This window comes from Flagellimonas algicola, from assembly GCF_005937185.1.
GTDB lineage: Bacteria > Bacteroidota > Bacteroidia > Flavobacteriales > Flavobacteriaceae > Flagellimonas > Flagellimonas algicola.
Map to the genome: position 1 here is coordinate 1,447,393 of NZ_VCNI01000001.1, position 25,512 is coordinate 1,472,904.

Sequence of the window (25,512 nt, forward strand, 5' to 3'; positions counted from 1 at the left end):
TCCGACTATTTGCCCCGCTTTCTCAATTGAGTTTCAATCTTTGGATTTATAGATTTTAGGTGATCCATGAACTCCGTCTTTTTCTTGGGAGACACCAAAATATGTCCGTGACCATAACTAATTTCCAAACGGTCCAAGGAAGCGGCAGGCGCGCCTAATGGATTTCGGGTTTCCTTAATGCGATTAATAGTAGAAATTTTAATCCTCTTTTGATAAAATGCCGCGTAGTTAACCAATAAATCTTCGCCCTTTATGTCATAGGAAATATAGAAAAGCAAATAAAGAACAGATCCAAATACCCCAACATTAACCATTGCCCCCACCCAGCTCCATTCCGCGCTCAGGAAATAAATTACCAGAAGAAAATTCAGCAGTAGCAATAGAAACAACCAAAGGTCCACTTTTGATCTGTATCTGACAGTTTCAGCACCCATCTTCACGTATTTTTATTGATTATGGATAACAGAATATACAATATCACAATTACCGGAATCGCCAAAAACCTAAGAGTAATCAAGAGCACTAAACTGGCAACTAAAAACAAATAGCGTACGGCATTGTCCTTAAAACTCCAATTGCCAAATTTCAAAGCGAAAAGTTCAATCCTGGAATTGAGCAAATAAGCACTCACCAAAGTCAATCCCAACAAAAACCACTGATTCAAAATGATGTTGTTGAGCGCATCATTGTGATGGTACAATAAAATTAAGGGCAGGGACAAAATCAAAAGCGTATTGGCAGGAGTGGGCAGGCCAATAAAGGATGAAACCTGGTTTTCGTCCACATTAAACTTGGCCAAACGATAGGCAGATGCCAAAGTGATGATAAAACCAAAAAAGGAAATGGGTGCCACATCTGCTCCCAACCATGGAATACCACCTAATTGTCCTTCACTCCAGCCAGATGCCTGCGACATATCCAGCAATTGAAACATCACTATACCAGGAACCACCCCACTAGTGACCATATCGGCCAAGGAATCCAGTTGAACCCCTATCTCGCTTTGGACATTGAGCGCCCTTGCGGCCAAACCATCAAAAAAATCAAAGAAAATCCCGATAAAAACAAAAATGGCAGCCATTTCCAATTGGTTAAGTACTGCAAACACCGTAGCTACACATCCGCTGAAAAGATTCAGTAGCGTTAAAAAATTCGGGATATAGGATCTCATACGTTTTCTGGTTTTCGTAAAAATAAGCTAAAAAATGAACCGGTTTTAGTATTCGCTTCCGCTAGAGATGCACCATGTTCTAATTATTCTGATATTTGCGGGACTATGTCGCAAATGAGACTATCAGTTTTGCTTTTGATGTTCTTTCTGTTGTCAGGAGGACGATTACTTTCCCAGACCCCTTCGCTATCTGAAAACTCCCAAATAAGTTTATTAACCTGTGCAGCAGGGGATGAACTTTATTCCATGTTTGGTCATACCGCATTTCGGGTTCAAGATTCTGTGTTGGGTATCGATGTAGTATACAATTATGGCACTTTCGATTTTAACCGCCCCAACTTCTATTCAAATTTTGTAAAGGGCCGATTGATCTATTCCTTGTCCCGAAGAAGCTTTGATCGTTTTTTATTTGAGTATGAGCTTGAGAAACGATGGGTAAGGGAACAAATCCTAGATCTAAGCTTGGAGGAAAAGAACCAGCTCCTTAATTTTTTTGAGACCAATTACCTTCCTGAAAACCGGGATTACCTCTACGATCCCTTATTGAACAATTGCTCCAGTATCACTGGGAACATTTTAAAGGACCAATTTGGAGATGCCCTGGTCTTTGATGGCTCTCATTTGGACCAACAATACACCTTTAGGCAATTGGTGAGACAAAACATGGATTTAAATTCATGGGCAAGCTTTGGCATAGATGTGGCCTTTGGCTCCGTAGTGGACCGAAAGGCAACGGTACAGGAACACATGTTTCTTCCTTATTATGCCATGCAACAAATCAGGAACACCACCAAAGATGGCAAACCTTTGCTCAAAAGGGAGCGTACCATCTTAGACTATGCAGAAATTACCCCGTCTGGCTTTTTCCCACTTTCCCCCTTATTTTGGTTTGCTCTATTACTCTTGTTTACCGCAATTGTAACCTATCTTGATCACAAACACGGTACCCGAAGTAGGTGGCTGGATTTTACCCTATTCCTATTGACGGGGCTCATAGGCACCTTCCTTTTGATTCTTTGGTTGGCCACCGATCATACCTCGACACCTTGGAACTATAATATACTGTGGGCATTACCTGCCAATTTGGGCACGGCCTACGTTTTTGTGTTTCCACAACATTTGCCTGCCTGGTTTGCAAAGTATCTTTGGACAGCCATTAGCTTTTTGGCGCTCATGATCATTCTTTGGGTATTTAACGTCCAGATTTTTTCTCCGGTTCTGATTCCATTACTTTTGACCTTGGCCATACGATATGGTTATCTCCTCAAATTCACCAAGAGCTAGCCACGGTCTAAATAACTTTCCATGAACTTATTGACAGTAGAAAACATATCTAAATCTTATGGCGAACTGGTCTTGTTTTCCAATATTTCTTTCGGAATCAACAAAGACCAAAAAATAGCCTTGATTGCCAAGAACGGGAGTGGCAAGACCTCCATTCTCAACATCATGTCGGGGCAAGATGTGTCGGAAACCGGTCAGGTAGTATCCAGAAAGGGGATAAAAATTTCTTTTTTGGAGCAAGAACCCAATCTGAATCCCAATTTGACTATAGAGGAAACCATTTTTACTACGGACAATGAAATTCTAAAAGTCATTGCCAACTATGAAAAGGCTGTACTAAATCCTGATGATACCGACCGTTACCAACAGGCATTTGATGCCATGGAGCAGCACAGCGCCTGGGATTTTGAGACGCAATACAAACAAATTCTATATAAACTGCATCTGAACCAATTGGATGCCAAGGTTAATACCTTATCCGGGGGGCAGAAAAAACGATTGGCCTTGGCCAATGCCCTCTTGAATAAGCCCGACCTACTCATCCTGGACGAGCCAACAAACCATCTGGACCTAAAAATGATCGAGTGGTTGGAAGCTTACTTTTCCAAGGAGAACATCACCCTGTTCATGGTGACCCACGATCGGTACTTCTTGGAACGGGTTTGCAATGAAATCATTGAGCTAGATAACAACCAACTGTATAGTTACAAAGGAAATTACTCCTATTATCTCAGGGAAAAAGAAGCCAGGGAGGAAAGGGAAGCCGTTGAGCAACACAAGACCAAACTGCTATTTAAAAAGGAATTGGATTGGATGCGAAGACAACCCAAAGCACGAACCACTAAATCCAAATCAAGAATTGACGATTTCACTGAAATCAAGAAAAAAGCGCACCAAAGAAGACAAGATCATCAAGTTCAACTCGAATTGAACATGGAACGTTTGGGCAGTAAAATTTTGGAACTTCATAATGTTTCCAAGGCTTTTGATGAAAAAACGATTCTCAATAAGTTCGATTACAACTTCAACAAAGGAGAACGGGTGGGAATCATTGGTCAAAATGGAACCGGGAAATCCACTTTTTTGAACTTGATTACCCAAAGCGAAAAACCAGATGGTGGCAAGATCGTGGTTGGTGACACCCTAAAGTTTGGTTACTACACCCAAAAAGGAATCCCCGTCAAGGAAGGACAAAAGGTCATTGATGTGATCAGGGAGTTCGGTGATTATATTCCCCTAAAGAAAGGGAAGCAAATCTCTGCCCAGCAACTCTTGGAACGTTTTCTGTTTGATCGCAAAAAGCAGTACGATTTTGTGGAAAAATTAAGCGGTGGGGAACGCAAACGGCTCTATTTGTGTACGGTTTTGATCCAAAATCCAAACTTTTTGATTCTGGACGAGCCCACCAATGATTTGGATATCGTAACCCTGAACGTTCTGGAGAGTTTTCTTCTGGATTTTCCCGGTTGTTTGATCGTGGTATCCCACGACCGCTATTTTATGGATAAAATTGTGGATCACCTTTTTGTTTTTAAAGGCAACGGCCTTATTGAAGATTTCCCTGGCAATTATTCGGACTTTAGAGCTTACGAAAACAGCAGGGTACTGGCAGAAAGAGAGGCCAAGAGCAATAGTTCCGATAAAACTGAAAAAATCTCTTGGAAGGAAAAGGATGCTTCCAGAAAACTGTCCTATCTGGAACAAAAGGAACACAAGCAACTGGAAAAGGAAATCCAAAAGCTTGAAGAACAAAAGGCAAGTTTACAAAACCAATTCCTTGATCCTGAACTAAGCGGCGATGCCATCGCTAAATTATCTGTAGAGTTAAACCAAATAACGGATCAAATAGAAACCAAAACGGAACGTTGGTTCGAACTTTCGGCAATTTTGGAAGGTTAACATGTATTTCAGAATCACTTCTTATCTAAATTTTCTTTTGAAATCCACCAACGAGCATGGGGTACATTCTCCCTTTGTTTTCCAGTTTGTGACCCAGTGCTTGTACAGTAAGGGCAAAGTTCATAAAAGCAAAAGCATAAATATCCTTTTGAAGTGCATCCCCTATTTTGATGTTAAAAAAGTGGCCATTTTAGATCATTTACTAGCCGCTCAAACCATAATGAAGTCCTCTCCAGATTTAGAATATGATCAACCTCAATTTGATGCGGTCTTTGCCAGTCAGTTTGATCTGTTCCATTTCAATCAATTGATTTACGAAGGAAAACTTCATAACGATAGTGTGATTTTATTTGATGGAATACATCGAAATCCACAAAAACAAGAACAATGGCTGTCATTGATTACTTCTCCAAAAATCACGGTAAGTATGGATATGTATCATTTGGGAGCTGTTTTCATCCGAAGGGAGCAAGAAAAGGAACATTTCACCATCCGGATTTAAAAAAGTAATTTTAGGTATGGAAAGTGCAACAACAGATTACACCATTTGGTACGTACTTGGAATCCTCTTTCTTATTTATCTGATTATCCTTTTCAGCAACAGAAGAGGCAAAAGACGCAGAAAATCAAGACGATTCATGGACGGTAAAAGACGTCATAATAAGTCCAACTAACAATAAACAATTTGCAATTAACAGTAAACAATTTGCAATTGGAATGTATTGGAGCCGCTTCTTAAACTCGCCCATTGATAATTGCTAATTGATAATTGTTCATTGATAATTGAATACATGAAAATTTACACCAAAACAGGCGATAAGGGAACTACTGCGCTATTTACTGGCAAGCGCGTCCCCAAGCACCATATTCGTATAGAGAGTTACGGAACCATAGATGAGCTGAACTCTTTTTTGGGCTTGCTACGAGATCTGGAGATGGACGAACACACTAAAGCTGTGCTATCCCTTGTCCAGAACAAGTTGTTCACGGTTGGCGCCATCTTAGCCACGGAACCCACCAAGGAAAACCGATTAAAAATCCCTAGAATTTCTGAGGCGGATATTCATTTATTGGAGAAAGAAATGGATCAAATGAACGAAGAGCTTCCGGAAATGTCCCATTTTATTCTTCCTGGTGGCCACACCACCGTGTCATACTGTCATATTGCCAGAACTGTTTGCAGAAGAGCAGAACGGATGATCTCCTACCTTCATGAAAATGACCCCGTCCCAGAAAGTCTGTTGTCATATATCAATCGTCTTTCCGACTACCTTTTTGTATTGGCACGAAAGTTGTCAAAAGAACTGCAAGCAGAAGAGGTCAAGTGGATTCCCGAAAAATTGAAAGAATAATTCCTAATTTTCTGCGTTTCAGATTAACACGCTAAAAATATTTTTTAAATAATGCCGATTTTACTTGACAAATTGGGTTTAAAAATTATTTTTGCAAAAAATAAAAATCAAACCGTTACTATGTACTGGACATTAGAATTAGCTTCATATTTAAGTGATGCGCCTTGGCCAGCCACCAAAGACGAATTAATAGATTACGCCATCCGAACCGGAGCTCCGTTGGAAGTTGTGGAAAACCTGCAGTCCATGGAAGAGGAAGGTGGCGAAATATACGAGTCCATTGAGGAAATCTGGCCCGATTATCCCACCGAGGAAGATTACCTCTGGAACGAGGATGAGTATTAAACTTCTAAAAAAGAAATCAAACTAAAAAGCCTCATTCGAGGCTTTTTTTATGCCTTTCCTGAAAGGTTGACAACTAAGAAGGTTCATTGCACTTTCATTGGATGCCAGGAATTTAGAGGCAATCTTACCACGAAACTTGGGCCAGTAACCTTAAAATGTGGGTGCCAAGGTTAATTTTATAATCAATTTTAATGCGTTTATAAGGAGTTCTCTGTAATTTTGACAGCCTTGCAAGGGCATTCCAAGCCGTTCTGGACAATGGAACAACTTTTGCAATTCAAAAGAAAATTTATTCATGAGCTTTATTAATTCCGTACTAAAGGTTTTTGTTGGGGATAAATCCGAGAAAGATGTAAAAGCACTACAGCCTTTGGTAAAAGAGATCAGATCCTTTGAACAAGCGTTGGAAGGATTGTCACATGATCAACTCCGTCAAAAAACAACTGCGTTTAAATCGCAGATAGCAGAGGATTGTAAGGAAATCAATGACCAAATCGCTGCACTCAAAGAAGAAGTTCAAAACTCCACCGATATTGATCGCAACGAGGAAATTTACTCCGAGATAGATAAGCTCAATGAAGAGGCCTACAAAATTTCAGAGAATACTTTGAATTCCATTTTGCCCGAAGCATTTGCTGTGGTTAAAGAAACCGCCAAACGTTTTACCAACAATGAAACCTTGACTGTAACTGCCACGGAATTTGATCGCGCCCTGTCCGGTTCCAAAGACTATGTTACGTTGGATGGAGACGACGCCATTTGGAAAAATTCGTGGGATGCCGCAGGCAAGGAAGTGACCTGGGACATGATTCATTATGATGTTCAGCTCATTGGTGGAATTTCCTTGCATCAGGGTAAGATTGCAGAAATGCAGACTGGAGAAGGAAAGACTTTGGTCGCCACCCTCCCACTCTATCTCAACGCACTTTCTGGGAAAGGAGCTCACTTGGTAACCGTAAATGATTATTTGGCAAAACGGGATAGCGCATGGATGGCTCCTATTTTTGAGTTCCATGGCCTTTCCGTGGATTGTATAGACAAACACCAACCCAATTCTGACGGAAGAAGGGCCGCCTATAATTCCGATATCACCTATGGTACCAACAACGAATTTGGTTTTGATTATCTAAGGGACAATATGGCCCATACTCCTGGAGATTTGGTACAACCTCCGCATCATTATGCCATTGTGGATGAGGTGGATTCCGTTTTAATCGATGATGCCCGTACCCCTTTAATTATATCCGGCCCAGTTCCCGAAGGAGATCGCCATGAATTTAATGAGCTAAAACCCAAGGTTTCAGATATCGTTCAAAAACAACGGCAACATTTGACAGGGGTTTTGGCTGAGGCCAAGAAGCTCATCAAGGAAGGGGATAGCAAAGAAGGTGGATTCCTATTGCTACGTGTGTACCGAGGTCTTCCAAAGAACAAGGCACTTATTAAGTTTTTGAGCGAAGAAGGGGTAAAACAACTGCTTCAAAAAACGGAAAACTTCTACATGCAGGATAACAACAGGGAAATGCCCAAAGTGGATGCCGACCTGTTGTTTACCATCGATGAAAAAAACAACCAGATTGAATTGACCGATAAAGGGGTCGATTACATCTCTGGAGACCAAGACAAGGATTTCTTTGTGATGCCAGACATTGGTGGTGAAATTGCCAAAATTGAGGAGCAAGAACTGGAAATTGAAAAAGAAGCAGAACTTAAGGAAGACCTTTTTAAGGATTTTGCGGTAAAAAGTGAACGTATCCACACCATGAGCCAATTGCTCAAGGCCTACACCCTCTTTGAAAAAGATGTGGAGTATGTGGTGATGGACAACAAGGTGATGATCGTGGACGAGCAGACCGGCCGTATTATGGACGGAAGACGTTATTCCGATGGGCTGCACCAAGCTATTGAAGCCAAGGAGAATGTGAAGATTGAGGCCATGACCCAAACTTTCGCCACCATTACCTTGCAGAATTACTTCAGGATGTACAATAAGCTAGCTGGGATGACCGGTACGGCAGTTACTGAAGCAGGGGAATTCTGGGAAATCTACAAGTTGGATGTGATGGAAATCCCAACAAATAGACCAATCGCCAGGGATGATCGCCACGATTTGATCTATAAAACCAAGCGAGAAAAATATAATGCCATTATTGAAGAGGTAACAGAGCTATCAAAGGCTGGACGACCTGTTCTTATTGGTACTACCTCCGTTGAGATTTCTGAGTTGCTATCCAAACTTTTGAGCGTTCGAAAGGTTCCACACAACGTTCTTAACGCCAAATTGCATAAAAAAGAAGCCGATATTGTTGCCGAAGCAGGTAACGCTGGCGTAGTAACCATTGCCACAAACATGGCAGGTCGTGGTACGGATATTAAATTGAGTGATCAAGTCAAATCGGCTGGCGGACTGGCTATTGTGGGTACAGAAAGGCACGATTCCCGTCGAGTGGATAGACAGCTACGAGGACGTTCCGGACGTCAAGGAGATGTGGGTAGTTCCCAATTCTATGTGTCGCTGGAAGATAACCTTATGCGCTTGTTTGGCTCGGACCGTGTAGCCAAAATGATGGACCGTATGGGACTGGAAGAAGGTGAAGTGATACAGCATTCCATGATGACCAAGTCTATTGAGCGGGCCCAGAAAAAGGTGGAGGAGAACAACTTCGGAATTCGTAAGCGTCTTTTGGAGTACGATGACGTAATGAACGCCCAGCGTGAAGTGGTCTACAAACGTAGGAGACACGCTTTGCAAGGTGAACGTTTGAAGGTGGACATTGCAAATATGATCTACGACACCTGCGAGGTTATAGCAGATACCAACAAATTAGCCGAAGATTACAAAAACTTCGAGTTTGAGTTGATCAAATACTTTTCCATTACCTCTCCGGTTACGGAGGAGGAATTCAGCAAACTGAGTTTCCAGGAAATTGCCAATCAGGTTTACAAACAGGCATATGATTTCTATCAGCAAAAGATGGAACGTAGTGCCACAGTGGCTTTTCAGGTGATCAAAAAAGTGTACGAGGACCAGACCAACAAGTTTGAGCGTATTGTGGTTCCATTTACGGATGGCATCAAAACCTTGAATGTGGTAACCAACCTGGAAGAGGCCTATAGCAGTGATGGTAAGCAATTGATCACGGATTTCGAAAAGAACATCTCACTGGCCATCATAGATGATTCCTGGAAAACGCATCTGCGTAAAATGGACGAGTTAAAACAATCCGTTCAATTGGCGGTGCACGAACAAAAAGATCCCCTGTTGATCTATAAGTTTGAGGCCTTTGAGCTCTTCAAGGACATGATTGACAAAGTAAACAAGGAAGTAATATCCTTTTTGTTCAAAGGAGAGCTTCCATCGGAGAATAGCAATCAAATCCAAGAGGCCAGAAACGTAAGGAGACCCAAGGAAAATCTAAAAACTTCCAAGGAGGAAATCCCGAACAGTGATGAACTTGCGGCCCAAAATAGAGCTGCCGGTCAAACCCAGGGCAGAAGACCACAGGTCACTGAAACTGTGGTACGGGAAAGGCCCAAAATTGGAAGAAACGAACGGGTGACCATAAAAAATGTGATGTCCGGAGAAAGCAAGGTTGTAAAGTACAAACAAGCTGAACCTCTGATAGATAAGGGTGAATGGGTCTTGGTTGAGGAATAATCGGAAATACATAAAATTTAAAAAGCGGCGGTCATTTAAGGCTGCCGCTTTTGTTTATAACAAAAACATAGTTAGTTTTACATCCCAAACACCCCCACATAGCTACTTTTACTACTGCTTTTCAACCATCTGTAGTAAAAAGTAATAACCATACCATGACCATGAACATGCCCAACGAGGAAAATCGTCGTTTGCAGGATAAAATCCAGTTGATCCTTAAAGTCAACCACAATTCCATCTTGACCTCCATAATTTTTGGGCTTGTTTGCATTTTTCTCCTGGATATAAAGGGCATTATTCCTTACGTATTCTTTGGTTATGCAGCTATAAATTTTCTGAATACGTATCTGTACAACAAGCATAAAAACCTTACCGTAACCTACAATATTGCCTCTTTATTGGCTATGGCAGGTGGAATATTGATCACCATCCATAGTGGGGGAATTCAGAGTCCCTTTATTTTGGTGCTGGCCATTGTGGTCTTTGCGGGTTATGTGACCACTAAGATGTATGGGCAGTTCTACCTTATTGTAAATCTGGTCCTGGTTGCAGCCATATTTGTGTATGATCTTGCTGATTTGAATCTTACGGCAAACATGGTTCCAGAGGGTTCTAGAAGATGGTTTGCTTTTTTAAGCGTAGTCTTTGCCGTGTATCTATTGGGAGGAGTTTTTGGAAGGAACTTGCTACGTGCCCATCACAATTTATATAAGTCCAGAAAAGAAGTACAAGAGCGGATTGAGGAAAAAGAAACCCTGCTCAAAGAAGTGCATCATAGAGTTAAAAACAACCTACAGACTGTCTCCAGTTTATTGAGTTTGCAATCCAGGGCTGTTTCCGATGAGAAAATAAGCAGCATTATCAAGAGTAGTCAAAACCGGGTGGTCTCCATGGCCATGGTTCATGAGATGTTGTACAAACGCGACGACTATCTGTCCAAGATAGAGCTACGGCCCTATGTGGAGGAGCTTTGCAATTATCTAGTACGGTCCGTAAAGGGAAATACCAACAAAATAAAGGTCAACCTTCATGTGGATGATTACAAACTCAGCATTGATACAGTAATTCCGCTGGGATTGATCATCAACGAAACCATCACCAATGCGCTCAAATATGGAATAAAGGGCGATGATGCAGGGGAAATCCTGATTTCCTTGCGCCAGTTGTCTGAAAAGCGTTATGAGATGCATCTGGGCGACAATGGTGTGGGCTATGCCAATAATATCACGCCAGAAACTTCAAAGTCCTTAGGTCTTAAGCTTATTTACAACCTTGCCCGACAACTTAGGGGTACCATTGAGCGAGACCCCGAAAAACAAGGCACATATTATCGTTTGGAATTCGAGGAAATTATAGAGGAAATCAAGGCCATTGATTAAATCCTTTTTCTATCTTTAGAAGATTAACTTAATCTTTCCAAACATGTTGAAAAAACTACTCTTGGCAGTACTTTTTATAGGTACTACAGTTTCAGCACAAGACTATTTCTTCAAAAAATACCATCCTTTTAATTCTGATATTCCCTCTCCAGAGGAATTCCTCGGCTACACCATTGGTCAGCACCACACCAGACACGATCTAATTGTGGCATATCTGACCAAGCTAGCAGAAACTTCTGATAGAGCTAGTATCCATGAATATGGAAAAACCCATGAAGGCAGAAAATTGGTCATCTTAACCGTAACATCACCGAGCAATCTGAAGAATCTGGATCAAATCAAAAGTCAGCATTTGCAGTTTGTGGATCCAAAACAAAGTCCAACCAACTACAATGATGTGCCCATTTTTGTCAATTTGGGATATAATGTACATGGTAATGAACCTTCCAGTTCTGAAGCGGCCATGCTGGCAGCATATACCCTAACTGCATCCAACCATCCGGAGATACTCAACTATATCAATAATGGGGTGATTTTTATTGACCCCACCATCAATCCCGATGGAAGGGACAGGCATACCCAATGGGCCAATATGTACCAAGGCAGTCCTTTGGTAGCTGATCCCCAAGATGCAGAACATAACGAATACTGGCCAAGGGGACGAACCAATCACTATTGGTTTGACCTTAACCGGGATTGGCTTTTGGGTATAAACCCTGAAAGTCGTGGTAAGCTGACCTGGTACCATCAATGGTATCCCAATGTGGTTACGGATTTTCATGAAATGGGCACCCAAAGCTCGTATTTCTTTGAGCCGATGAAAGATAATGCTTCCTGGGATCCCATAATGCCCAAGGAAAATTATATCGACCTCAACAACCTATTTGGGGATTACTTCGCCAAAGCCCTGGACAGTATTGGTTCGTTTTACTTTACCAAAGAGGTATTTGATGGCACGTATCCGGGATATGGCTCCTCCTACCCCGATTTACAGGGGGGATTGGCTTTGTTGTTTGAGCAAGCCAGTTCAAGAGGTCATAAACAAACCACGGCGTTTGGGGAAATTACCTTTCCATTCACCATAAGAAACCAATACGTTTCAAGCATAGCTACTGTAAAAGCTGCCGTTGAAAACAAGGCGCAATTAAGAAAATATCAGCAGGATTTCTTCAAAAGTGCGTTGACCAATGCTTCAAAAAGCAGAATAAAAGGCTATACGTTTAGAGATGATCACGATCCCAATAGGGTTAAGGCATTCGTGGATAAACTACTTCTACATAAAGTGGATGTGTACCGTACCGGAAACCAATTTGTGGTACCTACCAGGCAGCCTCAATATCGTATGGTTCAGACCATGTTCGAGACCTATGAAAAGTACCGGGACAGTGTATATTACGATGCCTCGGCTTGGTCTGTGGCCAACTTCTACAACATGAAGTACAACACGGTTTCCAACTTAAACCTGGGAGAGCAAATTACCTCCTTGGATAATTTGGTAAATCCCAATGCAGTGTCAAAGACAGATTATGCCTACATCATGGATTACGATGACTACAACGCTGTTGCCGCATTGCATTACTTACAGTCCAAGGGGTTGGTAGTATCCTCATCTTTTAAACCCTTTACGGCCAAAACCACAACTGGCAATCAACGATTTAATTATGGTGCTTTGGTTGTGGCAGTTAGTCTTCAAAAAAAGGATTCCGATGAAGTATATAAACTAGTTCAGCAAGCGCAACAGAAATTTCAAGTCCCCATTTTTGCAGCAGCTACGGGTTACAATGCTGCGGGAATCGACCTGGGGAGCAGATATGTGGAGCCAGTTACCAAACCCAAAGCTGCATTGCTCATTGGAGATGGTGTCCGCTCTTATGATGCAGGGGAAGTCTGGCATCTTTTGGATACCCGAGTGCACATGCCCATCACAAAAATTCCAATGCGCAACTTTGGAGGGGCTAATTTGGACAAGTACAACACCTTGGTCATGGTGTCTGGGAACTATGATTTATCCAAAAAACAGCAGGAAAAAATCAAAAATTGGGTTAGTAAAGGGAATACCTTGATCACAATTGGAACAGCTTCCAAATGGGCCATCGAAAAGAAGCTTGTCAAGGAACGATTGACGGAGAAGGAAAAGGATTCTACCAAATTAGTAGTTAGAAAACCCTATGTGGATGCCCCTGAACATTTGGGCAAAGAGAGCGTTGGCGGAGGAATCTTCAAGGTAGATTTGGATATTACCCATCCTCTAGCTTTTGGATATCACGACACCTCTATTCCGGTATACAAGAACAATTCGGTTTGGTTGGCCCCAAGTAAAAATGAATATGCCACTGTGGCCAAGTACGCCAAAAATCCGCATATTGACGGTTTCATTACCAAGAAAAATATGGAAGACTTTCTAAAACCCTCGGCTTCCTTGATTGTAAGTAAAGTTGGAAGTGGAAGAGTAGTTCTCTTTGCGGACAATCCGAATTTTAGGGGATCTTGGTATGGTACCAATCGACTTTTCTTAAACGCCCTGTTTTTAGGCGATAAAATTGAAATTCCAGAATAAGATAACATGAAAAAACTGCTATTCCTTTTGCTTCTCTGTAACGGTTTCTTGGTTTTGGGGCAGGACAATCTCAGCGAAGGACCCTTTTCGCAACTTATAATTCGTGGAGTCACCTTAATCAATGGTAACGGAGCACCACCAAGGGGACCCATCGATATTGTAGTAGAAAACAACAAAATTGTGGATATCCAAGTTGTGGGTTATCCGGGTGTCAAGATTGATGAAAGTAAAAGACCCCAACTTAAGGCAGGCGGCAAGGAGCTGGACTGTGAGGGCATGTACCTTTTACCAGGGTTTGTAGATATGCATGGTCATATTGGGGGAGTAGCGCAAGGTGCGGATTCCGATTATGTATTCAAACTTTGGATGGCCCATGGTATTACCACAGTAAGAGAACCCGCCGGAAGAGGTATAGATTGGACCCTTGACCTTAAGCAGAAAAGTGAAAAAAATGAAATCATAGCACCAAGAATCCAAGCTTACACAGCATTTGGGCAAACCTCCAATGGCTTTAATCCCTTGAACGACGCTCCAATAAGCACCGCGGAGCAAGCCAGGAAATGGGTGCGGGCCAATGCCCAAAGGGGTGCTGACGGCATCAAGTTTTTTGGGGCATCTCCGGAAATCATGGCTGCGGCCTTGGATGAAAACAAAAAATTAGGGCTTCGCTCCGCTTGCCACCATGCCCAATTGGATGTGGCTCGATGGAATGTACTCCACTCGGCAAGGGCTGGGCTTACCAGTATGGAACATTGGTATGGACTACCAGAAGCCTTATTCGAGGATAGAACCGTGCAAGATTACCCTTTGGAATACAATTACCAAAACGAACAACATCGGTTTGAGGAAGCGGGAAAACTATGGGAACAGGCGGCCAAACCCTATTCGGAGCATTGGAACAAAGTCATGGACGAATTGATTGCTTTGGACTTTACGCTAGACCCCACTTTCAATATTTATGAAGCCAGCAGGGACCTCCATAGGGCCAGAAGGGCAGAATGGCATGAAGATTATACCTTGCCATCCCTTTGGGATTTCTATCAACCCAGTAAAATAAGCCATGGCTCTTATTGGCATGATTGGGGTACAGAGCAGGAAGTAGCTTGGAGAAACAACTACAAATTGTGGATGACCTTTGTCAATGAATACAAAAACAGGGGAGGTAGGGTCACCACAGGTTCCGATTCTGGATTTATCTTCCAGCTGTATGGTTTTGCCTATGTACGGGAAATGGAATTATTGCGGGAGGCAGGGTTCCATCCATTGGAGATTATTCGCTCTGCTACCTTAAACGGTGCAGAAGCATTGGGTATGTCTGACCAAATAGGTACCGTAGAAGTTGGGAAATTGGCAGATTTTGTGGTAGTCGCTGAAAATCCACTAAAAAACTTGAAATTACTATATGGTACAGGAGCCGTGAAACTCACGGAAGATAACAAAGTTGTTCGTGTAGGTGGGGTTACCTATACCATCAAAGATGGGATTATTTACGATGCGAAGGGGCTTTTGCAAGACGTAAAGAAAATAGTACAGCAGCAGAAACAAAAACTAAACTACAAAATAAAGCAACCGGGATTAGAATGATATCCATAACGTGGGGTGTTGATTAGATTTTACTAAAGTAAGTGAATATAAAGGGCAGTGGTTTAATAATCGGTCTGTTGCGATTTAATCCGATTAAGAGTATCGGTATTGGATTTTGGTCTTCTTTTGCGTAAAGAGAACAAAATGGACGCCACCACAAAGGCTGTGCTAAGAAATAAGGTAAAAGGTATTGCGATTTCCAATATCATGATTAAGCCAATTTAGACTTGTTTCTTTTAGTTCTGAAAGAAAGCGCTTTCTTGATTCTGGAGTTCTTGAACATATAAAGTCTAGCTACTTCAGCATCCTTTTCAGTCTCTTCCTGAATCTCAACATTCAATTCAACACCTACAGTAGTAGTTTCTACTTTTACCTCTTTAGAAACGTTTTGAGCCATTGCTACAGTTCCGAAGAAGACGATTGCGATGATGGTTAAAATTGCTTTCATGACTTGGGTTATTTTTACATGGTAAAGTTACCTTGGGGTCTATCCGGCTCAGATTTTCATCGCTTAACCCTCCTTTTTTTTCGGTGTGGGAACTTTTTTCGGCTGAAGTGTATTTTATCCTCGATGAAAGATTTCATGCAAAAAAACAGGCTGCCGATAGCTTGTGCATTTCATCGATTTTCCCAGTAATAGCCATCGGTACAGACCATGCACTTTATCTGGTTTTTTGGTGAAATCATCGGATGAAAGTTTTGTGTCAATAGCGTTTATTTCATAATTTCAGGTGCAATTCGTAAACCCTATTCCTCATTTCTAGAATCTTCCATTATGAAAATTACTTTTCTCGGACATGCCACAATCCATATTGAGATTGGCGACTCAAAAATCATTGTTGATCCATTTATAAGTGGAAATGCGCCTGCCTCCCACATTAATGTGGATGCAATTGAAGTGGACTACATATTATTGACCCATGGCCATCAGGACCATGTATTGGATGTAGAAGCTATTGCAAAGAACAATCCAGATGCCCTGCTTATTTCCAATTTTGAAATTGTACAATGGTTTGCCGAAAAAGGAATCAATGGTCATCCCATGAACCACGGAGGAAAGCACAGTTTGGAATTTGGAACCCTAAAATATGTGAATGCCATTCATTCCAGTGTACTACCCGATGGTACTTACGGAGGAAACCCTGGAGGATTTGTAGTAAACTCCGGTTCCAAAACCATCTATATTGCTGGAGATACAGCCCTTACCATGGATATGAAATTGATTCCCCTGTCCTCCCCTCCCCTAGATTTGTGTATAATGCCCATTGGCGATAATTTTACCATGGGCTATGAAGATGCTGCAATTGCTAGTGATTTTGTGGAATGCAATACCGTTTTGGGCTGCCATTATGATACTTTCCCGCCCATTGCATTGGATAAAAAAGCCTCCAAATCTTATTTTGAGTCCAAAGGCAAGCAATTATTGCTTCCAGAAATTGGGGAAAGCATAGAGATTTAGTTTTTAATTAACCTTGAACTATAGTAATGCGCACACTTTCTGCCCGACCAAAAAGAAAATTTAAGTTTACGATAATGAAAGTAATTCTCTTTGCGATGCTTTTCATCGCATCCACGGGTTGTAAGCCCAAAACTATACAACAGGACAAGTCCGTTGCCGTTACGCAAGAAAAAGTTGATACAACGCCAGTGGTGATTCAGAAGGATCTTCAAAATTATGAAACAGCATATTTTGCCAGTGGTTGTTTTTGGTGTGTTGAGGCCATTTTTGAAAGTGTCAAAGGTGTTGAGGAGGTATATTCAGGGTATTCTGGAGGTTTTGAGAAAAACCCGACCTACGAGGAGGTAGCCTATGGAAGAACCCATCATGCCGAAGCGGTTGAAGTTTACTACGACCCTGAAATAATCAGTTTTACCGAATTGGTGCAGGTATTTTTTGGCTCACATGATCCAACCTCACTAAATAGACAGGGACCGGACAGGGGCGCCCAGTACCGTTCCGTTGCATTTTATAAAGACAAGGAGCAGAAAAACATTATTAAGAAATATATAGAAACCTTGGAAGCCTCTAAGGTATATGGGAGACCCATTGTGACCCAGGTGGTCAAATTCAACAAATTCTACAAAGCTGAGGATTATCACCAGGATTATGAGAAAAGGAACCCGAACAACTCCTATATCAGGAATGTGTCCATCCCTAGGTTGAACAGATTCAAAGAGAATTTCAAATCATACTTAAAGGAAGAAAGCCACTAACCTATTGCTTGACTAAACCAGTGCTGCTTCTAAGGAATGGAGAATTGAAAATGAAAATTGATTCATTTCCCCGTTGAGACTTTAGATTTGGGAGGAAGGGAAAATTGAAAACGGTTGGCTAGTTGCCTAATGGGAGTTGATACTTGGGATTTGGGATTTGAACTTTTCGACTTTCGACTTTTGACTTTTGATTGTGGTCGTCACATTCGTCTATTGATCTAGCACTACTTCACTGTATTTGGAATTAATGTTGATGGTTTTATCACCTTTATTGTTGATGTGGTAACCTTTGTGCACCACGGTATCGTAATTCTTGGAACTGTTCATTTGTAAACTTTCAGGAAACTCAAAATCGGACAAGGTCTCATTCACATAGATAGCGAAAGGTACACTTGGCAATCCGAAATCCACTTCTCCGTTTTCAACTGTGATATCAATATTAGAGAAGGAATCCGCCACGGACTCAATATGTACCGAACCTAAATTATTGGTAACGAAGATCTTGTTCACTAATTTATCAATGGAAACTCGGGACGAAACGGCATTCAATCTCAGTTCCTTTACTTCCTTAAGGTCCACTTTTTCCGAAAAATCCGTCTTTAACTGACCATAATTCCATTTTTGAACCACAACAGGCGTATAGGATGCCCTAATATCTGTTCGGTCACCATCAATGGTGGAAGCAAGCAAGCTTGCATGGGACAAGCTTGCTTTAATGTTTTTGGTATTGGCGGAAAGTTTTACCTCCCCATGCCTAACGTTCATTTTTAACTTCACCGACTTTGGCATTTTAATTTTGATGCGTTTTTTCACCTTGTACTCTCTATGCTCCCCGTCATCCGAAGAAAAGTAAAAGATGTTGGAATCATCGTCTCCTCGAATGGTAAAGGTTCTACTCTCTATGATCTGTTCCCTCTGCTTATGTCGATGCTCCCTTTGTTTTGCCCTAGCTTCTTCCTGGGCTTCCCGTGCCTCATCGCGTACCGCTCTAGCTTCTTCCCGCAAGGCTTTGCGTTGTTCCATAAGGGCTTCGCGCTGCTCCATGAGAGCCTCCCGCTTTTGCTCCCGCTCCTCTGACATCTCCTTTACCCGTTCACTCCATTCCTCCAATTTCTTTTGGTAGTCTTTGTTGAAACTCTTGTCAAACGATTTTTTCCATTCCTTCAAATACTTGTCTCCATCCTTTTTATAGGCATCATAATCGAAGTCTGTAAAAGGTACGGGGGGCAATGGTGGTAATTCCGGCAACACGAACACTTCTGGCAATTCAGGAATTTCAAGCTGTTCAAAAATGGGCTCCACCATTGGGGCATCCGGAATCACAATGTCAAAATCTCCCAAATCCATATTTCCTGAGGTAAATACACTATAATCACTCCCGCTGGTCTTAATCTGAATCTCCTTGCTGTTCCCCATAATTTTTACAGCATCCTTTTTAAAGTAATTCTCAGCTTCCTCATCCGAAGCTCCATCCAGTTCCACCACCGCTGTAATTTCCACTGCTGCCTTATCCCAAGTTTCAAACTCAATGTCGGCATGCTTGGTATCAATGTTCAACACCGTTTCATTGCCCACATTAAAAGTCTCTTTGTAGGTTTTGGTTTTTTCCTGTGCCTGGCCTATAAAACTGGCCAGAAACAGGAGGAAAACACTAAATAATATTGGATTGTTTCTGTTCATTTTTTGATGATTTTAATTGATTTAACTTTGATTTTAACTTTTGCAATAACTGCAAACGTATTTGCAGGTTTTTGATCAAGGCATTGATGGTTTGGTCATTGGGGCCAACACTATTCAACTCTTTATTTAATGCCTTGTATTCTTCGTCCAATTGAACCAACTGATCCATAAAACTGTGAATAATAGCTTTGTTTTCCTCAGAAAACTCCAATTCGGACAATTCTAGATTAATGTTGGTTAGGTAATAACTTTCAATTTTCTGTAAATCCGGGGAAAGATCTCCCAACGAGATGGTCTGAATTTGTGTTTCATCCGGATTGTTCCCTACCACTTGTCCATTGGGATCCGAATCCACTTGGCCGTCGCTCCCTAAAAAGTAGGCTCCAAGGGCAAATAGCACCACAACGGAGGCGGCTCTTTTAAGCCAGAACATCCCACGGGACTTTCTCCCGACTTCCTCCTCCGGGATTTCTTGTTCCAATTTGGACAAAAACCGGTCTTCGTGGCCTTTCTTCATGGAATAGGTCTTCTGCTCCCTTTCCTTCTCGAACATTTTTCTAAGATCCTGTGCCATAAGCTACATCTTTAAGTTTCTCTTTTAATTGTGCCTTTCCCCTTAGCAATCGGGTGCGCGAAGCGGTATCGGAAATTCCCAAAATCTCTGCTATTTCACTGTGGTCGTATCCCTCTACCAAAAACAGTTGTACCACGTACCTATATTTTTCGGGCAAGCCATCCATCGCTTTTTTTACCTTTTGCAGTGTCACCCCGTCATCCACGCTCCAATCTTCATCATCACTTACATGCAAATGCCCCTCATTGAGCTCCACTTTTTGCTGGTGTTTCGATTTTAAAAAGTCGATGCACCGATTTACCACGATTCGTTTCAACCATGCCCCAAAAGTGACCTCGCCCTTAAACTGATGAATGCGTTGAAACGCCTTGATGAAGGCTTCCTGTACCATGTCTTCTGCATCATCCGCATCTTTAACAAATCGTACGGCTACTGCATACATACCCTCGCAATATTGCTTGTACAATTGCATCTGCGCTTTGCGGTCGTTAGCCTTACATTGTTCTACCAGTTCAATTTGAAACATGGAGAGTTAAAGGTTTGGTGTTTTAGTTGTTTGCATTAAGGACGATACAAATTTGGCCCCGTTGCAAAATAGTGTCGTTTTACATCTTTTTTAACAAAAAATGGAAAATCCCATGATTCGGTTGCCATGGGAAAACTTTATACCTTCGTACAAAACCTAAGTATTCTGCCCTTGGAAAGCGAAAAAAGCATACCTGAAAATACTGTTTCCAAAATAAAACAACTCCGTAGGCAGGAAATCCCGGTAGAAAAAATGATAGATGGGATTTTGGAAGGAAATAAAACCATGCTTTCCAAGGCCATTACCTTACTGGAAAGTTCCAATCCGGATCATTTTGCAAAGGCCAATGCCGTAGTGGAAAAATGTCTTGCCCAGCCAAACCAAAGCATCCGAATTGGTATAACAGGTGTCCCGGGGGTAGGTAAAAGCTCGTTTATTGAAGTCTTGGGCAAAACCCTTACCGGACTTGGAAAAAAGGTAGCCGTTTTGGCCGTGGATCCAACAAGTTCCCTGAGCAAGGGAAGTATTCTTGGAGATAAGACCCGCATGCAGACACTTGCCAAAGATGCAGATGCCTTTATCCGACCTTCACCTTCAGGTGAATCCTTGGGTGGGGTGGCACGAAAAACCAGAGAAAGCATAATTCTTTGTGAGGCCGCCGGATTTGATGTTATTCTTGTAGAGACCGTAGGTGTAGGACAGAGCGAAACGGTAGTGCACAGCATGGTGGATTTCTTTTTGTTACTGAAACTATCCGGTGCTGGGGATGAACTTCAGGGTATAAAACGGGGCATTATGGAAATGGCGGATGCCATTGCAATCAATAAAGCGGATGGACATAATCTACAAAAGGCCAAATTGGCAGAAACCGAGTTTACCAGGGCTCTACATTTGTATCCTCCAAAGGAAAATGGCTGGATTCCCAAAGTACTGCGTTGCTCAGCTATGGAAAATACTGGAATTGTGGAAATTTGGGACATGATTCAGGAATTTGCCGGCCAATCAACCCAAAATGGGCATTTTGGCAAAAACAGAAAGACCCAAAACAAAAATTGGTTCCTACAAACCGTGGATGAGGAAATGAAGCAGTTTTTTCATCGGAAAAAATCATTTAAATCCCAAAGGGATAGCTTGCTCAAGGATATTGAATCCAACAAAATCTCACCCTTTTACGCCGCAAAAACCTTGTTGGCAAGCCTGACCCAAGAACTTAAATAAAAGAAGTAAATTTGCTCCGTCTATAAGTCAATTCATGAGCACTGTTACCGATTCCTTTCTGTCCATTGTGGTTCCTTTGTACAATGAAGAAGACAATGTGGTTCTTTTGACGGAGAAAATTCACGAAAGCCTTGACGGGTACCATTATCAAATTATTTATGTAGACGATTTTTCCAAGGACAAGACCCGTAAAGTGGTCAAAGGAATGGATGATTCCCAGGTACACCTTATAGAACTGAAAAAAAATTACGGTCAAAGCTTAGCCTTGGCGGCCGGTATTGATTATGCGGAAGGGGAATATATCATCACCATGGATGGCGACCTTCAGAACGACCCTTCAGATATTCCTAAAATGTTGGGGGAAGCCATTTCAGGCGATTATGACGTGATTACCGGTATCCGACAAAAACGAAAGGATTCCTTGGTCAAAAAAATCCCTTCCAAAATTGCCAATTTCCTAGTCCGCAGGGTTACAAAACTGGACATTAAGGACAACGGTTGCGCCTTAAAAGTTTTTACTAAGGACATTGCCAAAGGATTGAATCTTTATGGCGAAATGCACCGTTTTATTACACTGTTGGCGCATTTGGAAGGCGGACAGATCAAGCAGGTTCCCGTGAAGCATCATGCACGGCATGCCGGGGTTTCCAAATATGGTCTTGAACGCGTTTTCAAAGTAGTGGCAGATATGATGTTGTTACTCTTTATACGGAAATACTTCCAGCGGCCCATCCACCTATTTGGAATTTTTGGGGTATTGCTGATCATTTTGGGAATGTTCATCAATATCTATCTCTTGATCGTAAAACTTGGATTTGGTGAGGACATTGGCACCAGACCTCTTTTGATTTTTGGGATGATGTTCATTCTTGGGGGCATTCAATTGTTTACCATCGGTATTGTGATGGAGCTGTTGATCCGCACTTACTATGAGTCCCAACAAAAAAGACCGTACCGCATCAAAAAAATAAGCATAGGTGACGGAAAAGCTGCGTAAAAGACTCATCACCGTACTGAAAATAGTTGTCAGTGCCGCCCTGATCTATTTTATTTTCACCAAAATAAACCTGAAGGATGTTGTAAGCACCTTAAAGGATAGCAATCCCATATATCTTTTTCTTGGCGTTATCCTATTTATACTGTCCAAAATTTTGGCGGCCTTTAGGTTGAATCTTTATTTTCACCAAATCGATGTGCGGATTACCCAATTTAGTAACCAAAAATTGTACTTGTTGGGAATGTTCTATAACCTTTTCCTTCCGGGAGGTATTGGTGGAGATGCCTACAAGGGCTATGTGATCCATAAGAAATACCAATCTGGCACCAAAAAAGTAGTGGGTGTACTGTTGTTGGATCGCTTAAGTGGTATGCTCCTTATTTTTATTTATATCTGCATTTTGGCAATGCTGCTCCAGCAACCCATATTTCAAGATATCAAATGGCTGGTTGCCTTCTGTATCCCGCTGTCCCTGTTCACATTTTGGTTGCTCAACAAAAAGTTTTTCAGTTATAGTTTGCCCGTATTTTGGAAATCCCTGGGATATTCGTCCTTGGTTCAAGGCACCCAATTGATTTGCATTCTTTGTATTCTAAAATCCTTGTCCATTAGCTGGGATATTGTGGAATACCTCTTTGTTTTTCTGGTCTCATCCATAGTTTCGGTGATCCCTTTGACCATAGGAGGTATTGGAAGTCGGGAAGTCACTTTTCTTTATGGTGCAAAGTGGCTGGAATTGGATGCCAACACATCCATAGGTATTAGTTTTGTTTTTTTCTTGATCACTGCCCTGATTTCCTTTTTCGGGATTTTCTACCACTTTAAGAAACCTCAACTAGAAACGGTTTCCTAGTCCAGCTGAACCAAATGCATTTTGTTCAATTTCTTTGGCCGGGTGTTTGGGTTAAGAAATTTCAACTGTAAGCGTGTGATTCGGAATTGGTCTACTGTTATTTGCTCATGCCAGTGATACCCTGAATTGACCATCTGCTCCAGTTCATTGTCCGAGGCATAAATCCAGATTCCATTCCTGTTTTCCAAATCCGCGATCGGAACGACTTTTACCGGATACTGGTTATAGAAATCCAAAGCCCAAGTATGTCTTTCAGAAATCTTATAAATTTCATCAACCGGTATCTTTTCCTTTTCAACAATTCCGGCCATGGTGGAGCCGGCCTGATAGGTCAATAAATTGGGATAAAAATGCATGTTCAACACTGCATTTAAAAGCATGGAACTGCAAACGGAAATAGTAATAATTCGTAGAAAATAAACTTCACGCTTTAAGCAGAAATAGGTGATAATCCCCAAAAGGGCTATCAAAAGAAAATAGCAATAGGTTTTTTCAAATCGAAACGCATAAAAGCAAATGAGCAATGTGGTTATAAAAACCAAACTCAAGATAAAATACTGAATCCCCAGCAAGGTTTTGATCACTTTACGTTTCTGGAATTTATAGAGCTTGTAAAGATAGGAGGCGGATAAGATGGCGTACAATGGAATCAAAATATTGATGTAATGCGGCAGCTTAAATTGAGCCAGGCTTATCAGGAAAAACAAGATGGTAATCCCACCCAAAGTCAGGAATTCAAATTGACGATGGTATGTAAATCGCATTTTTATAAAAACCTTGGCCCTACTCCAATAGGCCATTAGTGCCAGAACGGTCCAAGGCAAGAAAACCCAAAGGAAGGTATGGAAAAAGAAAAAGAAATCGCTGCTGTTTTTTCCTACTCCTTGACCACTCATACGCTCAAAACTCTGCTCCCAAAGAATAAAAAAGACGCCGCTTCTATGATCCCTACCGCGAATCACTTTTTCTGGATGTAAATCGAATTGTAAATAGTAAGCGTACAGCATCGGAGCAATGGCAATCCCAAAGACCAGTAGGGCCAAGAAAACCTTCCAATTTAATATTCGATTCCATTTTCTAGTGTACGCCAAATGGCAAAGAATGGCAACCCCAATCACAACCAATGCAATTTGTCCTTTGGTAGAGAAGGCCAGCCCTGCCCCAAAGGCACCAAACAGTACATTGCGCAAAGTGTTTTTTTCAACGTAGAGGGCAAGTTGCCAAATTGAGAAAATGGTAAACCCAGTCAAGACCGCATCGGTACGAACGTCAATTCCGGACAGAACTATGGTTTGCGCTGTCAAGAAAATTAGTGCCGCTATCTTGCCAACATCTGTATTATACAACAGCTTCCCAAGGCCAAAACAACTGTAAGCTCCCAAAAAGATCGCCAGCATACCAGGGATTCTGTACGCCCAATCATGAATGCCGAACAACTTATAGGAAAAGGCCGCAAGCCAGTAATGCATATGGGGTTTGTCCAGATATTCCTCTGTGCCCTTGATCAGGGTGAAAAAGTCATTTTCCTGTACCATTCGCATAGCCATTACAGCAAATTGGGCCGAATCATTTTCAAAAAGGGTAACAAAGAGACCGGCAATGTACACCACCAGAATCAATGCGATTAAAAACCAATACCTTACGGAAGATATCATGTACCCAATTTTTGGAAGGCAAATATAGCCAACTTGTAAAATACCCAACCGAATAAAGCCCCAATGGCAGCACCCGTAATTACGTCCAAAGGAAAATGGACTCCAATGTAAATTCTACTGTAGGCTACAATTATCGCCCATAGGATTAGTATCCAACCTATGAACTTAACCTTATACTTGAACAACAGCACAAAAAATGTGGCCGGTGCAAAAGAGTTGGCAGCATGTGCAGAGAAATATCCAAATTTGCCACCGCAATAGCTCTTCACCAAACGCATAACATCATTTATTTCAGGGTCGTGACAGGGTCTCAATCTACCTATCCCGTACTTAAAAAAGTTGGAAAGCTGGTCTGTGCAAGTAATCAACAAAGCAACGGAAACCAAAACAATGAGCGTTCTTTTGGTTCCAAAGTTTTTGTACACCAAATAAAGTAACAACACATATAGCGGAAAAGAGTTTCTAGTTCTGGTCATGAACATCCAAAACCCATCCCAAGTCTCGGTTCCAAGTCCGTTGAGATATAAAAAAAGCTCTTGGTCCAGCTGTAGAAGTTGTTCAAGCAT

General features: G+C 41.7%; 24 protein-coding genes. 15 read left to right on the top strand and 9 right to left on the bottom strand.

Annotated elements, in window-relative coordinates:
- Window positions 1–5 precede the first annotated feature (5 nt).
- Both FGG15_RS06340 and FGG15_RS06345 read right to left on the bottom strand, forming a co-directional pair.
- Complete coding sequence (locus FGG15_RS06340; protein WP_138834361.1) at window positions 6–434, bottom strand: PH domain-containing protein; 429 nt, start codon at window positions 432–434, stop codon at window positions 6–8.
- 2 nt (window positions 435–436) lie between these two features.
- A complete protein-coding gene (locus FGG15_RS06345; RefSeq protein ID WP_138834363.1) occupies window positions 437–1,171 on the bottom strand; it encodes a CDP-alcohol phosphatidyltransferase family protein in 735 nt (244 codons plus the stop codon).
- Between the two features lie 114 nt (window positions 1,172–1,285).
- On the opposite strand from FGG15_RS06345, the gene FGG15_RS06350 reads away from it, so the two are divergent.
- The 10 genes from FGG15_RS06350 to FGG15_RS06390 all read left to right on the top strand — a co-directional run bounded on the left by FGG15_RS06350 (window position 1,286) and on the right by FGG15_RS06390 (window position 15,229).
- Window positions 1,286–2,455, top strand: a complete 1,170-nt coding sequence (locus FGG15_RS06350; RefSeq protein WP_138834366.1) for a lipoprotein N-acyltransferase Lnb domain-containing protein — start codon at window positions 1,286–1,288, stop codon at window positions 2,453–2,455.
- 21 nt (window positions 2,456–2,476) lie between these two features.
- Window positions 2,477–4,354, top strand: coding sequence for an ABC-F family ATP-binding cassette domain-containing protein (locus tag FGG15_RS06355; protein ID WP_138834368.1), 1,878 nt, complete (start codon window positions 2,477–2,479; stop codon window positions 4,352–4,354).
- A 37-nt stretch (window positions 4,355–4,391) separates the two neighbouring features.
- On the top strand, window positions 4,392–4,856 hold the full coding sequence (locus FGG15_RS06360; RefSeq protein ID WP_138834370.1) for a hypothetical protein: 465 nt from the start codon (window positions 4,392–4,394) through the stop codon (window positions 4,854–4,856).
- 16 nt (window positions 4,857–4,872) lie between these two features.
- A complete protein-coding gene (locus tag FGG15_RS20180) occupies window positions 4,873–5,028 on the top strand; it encodes a hypothetical protein (protein WP_202619528.1) in 156 nt (51 codons plus the stop codon).
- Window positions 5,029–5,145: 117 nt separating this feature from the next.
- A complete protein-coding gene (locus tag FGG15_RS06365; RefSeq protein WP_138834372.1) occupies window positions 5,146–5,706 on the top strand; it encodes a cob(I)yrinic acid a,c-diamide adenosyltransferase in 561 nt (186 codons plus the stop codon).
- Between the two features lie 120 nt (window positions 5,707–5,826).
- Window positions 5,827–6,051 carry a DUF2795 domain-containing protein gene (locus FGG15_RS06370; RefSeq protein WP_013551418.1) on the top strand — a complete coding sequence of 75 codons (225 nt, stop codon included), beginning with the start codon at window positions 5,827–5,829 and terminating at the stop codon, window positions 6,049–6,051.
- Window positions 6,052–6,346: 295 nt separating this feature from the next.
- Window positions 6,347–9,709, top strand: a complete 3,363-nt coding sequence (gene secA / locus FGG15_RS06375) for a preprotein translocase subunit SecA (RefSeq protein WP_138834374.1) — start codon at window positions 6,347–6,349, stop codon at window positions 9,707–9,709.
- A 155-nt stretch (window positions 9,710–9,864) separates the two neighbouring features.
- On the top strand, window positions 9,865–11,088 hold the full coding sequence (locus FGG15_RS06380) for a sensor histidine kinase (RefSeq protein WP_237561759.1): 1,224 nt from the start codon (window positions 9,865–9,867) through the stop codon (window positions 11,086–11,088).
- Between the two features lie 43 nt (window positions 11,089–11,131).
- Window positions 11,132–13,645: a M14 family zinc carboxypeptidase gene (locus tag FGG15_RS06385; RefSeq protein WP_138834376.1), complete on the top strand. Its 2,514-nt coding sequence runs from the start codon at window positions 11,132–11,134 to the stop codon at window positions 13,643–13,645.
- Between the two features lie 6 nt (window positions 13,646–13,651).
- Window positions 13,652–15,229: an amidohydrolase family protein gene (locus tag FGG15_RS06390; RefSeq protein ID WP_138834378.1), complete on the top strand. Its 1,578-nt coding sequence runs from the start codon at window positions 13,652–13,654 to the stop codon at window positions 15,227–15,229.
- Between the two features lie 62 nt (window positions 15,230–15,291).
- On the opposite strand, the gene FGG15_RS20065 is transcribed toward FGG15_RS06390, so the two are convergent.
- Both FGG15_RS20065 and FGG15_RS06395 read right to left on the bottom strand, forming a co-directional pair.
- On the bottom strand, window positions 15,292–15,438 hold the full coding sequence (locus FGG15_RS20065; protein ID WP_161991928.1) for a hypothetical protein: 147 nt from the start codon (window positions 15,436–15,438) through the stop codon (window positions 15,292–15,294).
- Window positions 15,439–15,440: 2 nt separating this feature from the next.
- Window positions 15,441–15,677 (bottom strand): hypothetical protein, encoded by a 237-nt coding sequence (locus FGG15_RS06395; protein ID WP_138834380.1) that lies wholly within the window; start codon window positions 15,675–15,677, stop codon window positions 15,441–15,443.
- 327 nt (window positions 15,678–16,004) lie between these two features.
- On the opposite strand from FGG15_RS06395, the gene FGG15_RS06400 reads away from it, so the two are divergent.
- Together FGG15_RS06400 and msrA are read left to right on the top strand one after the other, a co-directional pair.
- Entirely contained in the window at window positions 16,005–16,688 is a 684-nt protein-coding gene (locus FGG15_RS06400) for a metal-dependent hydrolase (RefSeq protein WP_138834382.1), read from the top strand.
- A gap of 74 nt (window positions 16,689–16,762) precedes the next feature.
- A complete protein-coding gene (gene msrA, locus FGG15_RS06405) occupies window positions 16,763–17,443 on the top strand; it encodes a peptide-methionine (S)-S-oxide reductase MsrA (protein WP_138834384.1) in 681 nt (226 codons plus the stop codon).
- Window positions 17,444–17,653: 210 nt separating this feature from the next.
- Here msrA and FGG15_RS06410 read toward each other — a convergent pair whose 3' ends face one another.
- From FGG15_RS06410 to FGG15_RS06420, 3 genes are read right to left on the bottom strand one after another with little or no spacing between them, the layout of a single operon-like run.
- On the bottom strand, window positions 17,654–19,123 hold the full coding sequence (locus FGG15_RS06410; protein WP_138834386.1) for a hypothetical protein: 1,470 nt from the start codon (window positions 19,121–19,123) through the stop codon (window positions 17,654–17,656).
- Window positions 19,095–19,697, bottom strand: a complete 603-nt coding sequence (locus tag FGG15_RS06415; RefSeq protein WP_138834388.1) for a hypothetical protein — start codon at window positions 19,695–19,697, stop codon at window positions 19,095–19,097. Before FGG15_RS06415 ends, FGG15_RS06410 begins: the two co-directional genes overlap by 29 nt.
- Window positions 19,681–20,223, bottom strand: a complete 543-nt coding sequence (locus FGG15_RS06420) for an RNA polymerase sigma factor (RefSeq protein WP_138834390.1) — start codon at window positions 20,221–20,223, stop codon at window positions 19,681–19,683. Before FGG15_RS06420 ends, FGG15_RS06415 begins: the two co-directional genes overlap by 17 nt.
- Window positions 20,224–20,349: 126 nt before the next feature.
- On the opposite strand from FGG15_RS06420, the gene meaB reads away from it, so the two are divergent.
- From meaB to FGG15_RS06435, 3 genes are read left to right on the top strand one after another with little or no spacing between them, the layout of a single operon-like run.
- The gene (gene meaB / locus FGG15_RS06425) at window positions 20,350–21,441 is read left to right on the top strand and encodes a methylmalonyl Co-A mutase-associated GTPase MeaB (protein ID WP_138834392.1); all 1,092 of its coding nucleotides are present in this window, start codon (window positions 20,350–20,352) and stop codon (window positions 21,439–21,441) included.
- A 34-nt stretch (window positions 21,442–21,475) separates the two neighbouring features.
- Window positions 21,476–22,438 carry a glycosyltransferase family 2 protein gene (locus FGG15_RS06430; RefSeq protein WP_138834394.1) on the top strand — a complete coding sequence of 321 codons (963 nt, stop codon included), beginning with the start codon at window positions 21,476–21,478 and terminating at the stop codon, window positions 22,436–22,438.
- A complete protein-coding gene (locus FGG15_RS06435; RefSeq protein WP_138834396.1) occupies window positions 22,419–23,291 on the top strand; it encodes a lysylphosphatidylglycerol synthase transmembrane domain-containing protein in 873 nt (290 codons plus the stop codon). The genes FGG15_RS06430 and FGG15_RS06435 overlap by 20 nt, the downstream gene beginning before the upstream one ends.
- Here FGG15_RS06435 and FGG15_RS06440 read toward each other — a convergent pair.
- Both FGG15_RS06440 and FGG15_RS06445 read right to left on the bottom strand, forming a co-directional pair.
- Entirely contained in the window at window positions 23,288–24,946 is a 1,659-nt protein-coding gene (locus FGG15_RS06440; protein WP_138834398.1) for an ArnT family glycosyltransferase, read from the bottom strand. The two genes, FGG15_RS06435 and FGG15_RS06440, sit on opposite strands and share 4 nt — an antisense overlap.
- Window positions 24,943–25,512 carry a phosphatase PAP2 family protein gene (locus FGG15_RS06445; protein WP_138834401.1) on the bottom strand — a complete coding sequence of 190 codons (570 nt, stop codon included), beginning with the start codon at window positions 25,510–25,512 and terminating at the stop codon, window positions 24,943–24,945. Before FGG15_RS06445 ends, FGG15_RS06440 begins: the two co-directional genes overlap by 4 nt.

What these genes read in the sequence shown, in the direction of transcription:
- FGG15_RS06340 (WP_138834361.1), bottom strand. Translation starts at nt 434, where the DNA reads ATGGGTGCTGAAACTGTCAGATACAGATCAAAAGTGGACCTTTGGTTG.
- FGG15_RS06345 (WP_138834363.1), bottom strand. Translation starts at nt 1,171, where the DNA reads ATGAGATCCTATATCCCGAATTTTTTAACGCTACTGAATCTTTTCAGC.
- FGG15_RS06350 (WP_138834366.1), top strand. Translation starts at nt 1,286, where the DNA reads ATGAGACTATCAGTTTTGCTTTTGATGTTCTTTCTGTTGTCAGGAGGA.
- FGG15_RS06355 (WP_138834368.1), top strand. Translation starts at nt 2,477, where the DNA reads ATGAACTTATTGACAGTAGAAAACATATCTAAATCTTATGGCGAACTG.
- FGG15_RS20180 (WP_202619528.1), top strand. Translation starts at nt 4,873, where the DNA reads ATGGAAAGTGCAACAACAGATTACACCATTTGGTACGTACTTGGAATC.
- FGG15_RS06365 (WP_138834372.1), top strand. Translation starts at nt 5,146, where the DNA reads ATGAAAATTTACACCAAAACAGGCGATAAGGGAACTACTGCGCTATTT.
- FGG15_RS06370 (WP_013551418.1), top strand. Translation starts at nt 5,827, where the DNA reads ATGTACTGGACATTAGAATTAGCTTCATATTTAAGTGATGCGCCTTGG.
- secA (WP_138834374.1), top strand. Translation starts at nt 6,347, where the DNA reads ATGAGCTTTATTAATTCCGTACTAAAGGTTTTTGTTGGGGATAAATCC.
- FGG15_RS06380 (WP_237561759.1), top strand. Translation starts at nt 9,865, where the DNA reads ATGACCATGAACATGCCCAACGAGGAAAATCGTCGTTTGCAGGATAAA.
- FGG15_RS06385 (WP_138834376.1), top strand. Translation starts at nt 11,132, where the DNA reads ATGTTGAAAAAACTACTCTTGGCAGTACTTTTTATAGGTACTACAGTT.
- FGG15_RS06390 (WP_138834378.1), top strand. Translation starts at nt 13,652, where the DNA reads ATGAAAAAACTGCTATTCCTTTTGCTTCTCTGTAACGGTTTCTTGGTT.
- FGG15_RS20065 (WP_161991928.1), bottom strand. Translation starts at nt 15,438, where the DNA reads ATGATATTGGAAATCGCAATACCTTTTACCTTATTTCTTAGCACAGCC.
- FGG15_RS06395 (WP_138834380.1), bottom strand. Translation starts at nt 15,677, where the DNA reads ATGAAAGCAATTTTAACCATCATCGCAATCGTCTTCTTCGGAACTGTA.
- FGG15_RS06400 (WP_138834382.1), top strand. Translation starts at nt 16,005, where the DNA reads ATGAAAATTACTTTTCTCGGACATGCCACAATCCATATTGAGATTGGC.
- msrA (WP_138834384.1), top strand. Translation starts at nt 16,763, where the DNA reads ATGAAAGTAATTCTCTTTGCGATGCTTTTCATCGCATCCACGGGTTGT.
- FGG15_RS06410 (WP_138834386.1), bottom strand. Translation starts at nt 19,123, where the DNA reads ATGAACAGAAACAATCCAATATTATTTAGTGTTTTCCTCCTGTTTCTG.
- FGG15_RS06415 (WP_138834388.1), bottom strand. Translation starts at nt 19,697, where the DNA reads ATGGCACAGGATCTTAGAAAAATGTTCGAGAAGGAAAGGGAGCAGAAG.
- FGG15_RS06420 (WP_138834390.1), bottom strand. Translation starts at nt 20,223, where the DNA reads ATGTTTCAAATTGAACTGGTAGAACAATGTAAGGCTAACGACCGCAAA.
- meaB (WP_138834392.1), top strand. Translation starts at nt 20,350, where the DNA reads ATGGGAAAACTTTATACCTTCGTACAAAACCTAAGTATTCTGCCCTTG.
- FGG15_RS06430 (WP_138834394.1), top strand. Translation starts at nt 21,476, where the DNA reads ATGAGCACTGTTACCGATTCCTTTCTGTCCATTGTGGTTCCTTTGTAC.
- FGG15_RS06440 (WP_138834398.1), bottom strand. Translation starts at nt 24,946, where the DNA reads ATGATATCTTCCGTAAGGTATTGGTTTTTAATCGCATTGATTCTGGTG.
- FGG15_RS06445 (WP_138834401.1), bottom strand. Translation starts at nt 25,512, where the DNA reads ATGCTTGAACAACTTCTACAGCTGGACCAAGAGCTTTTTTTATATCTC.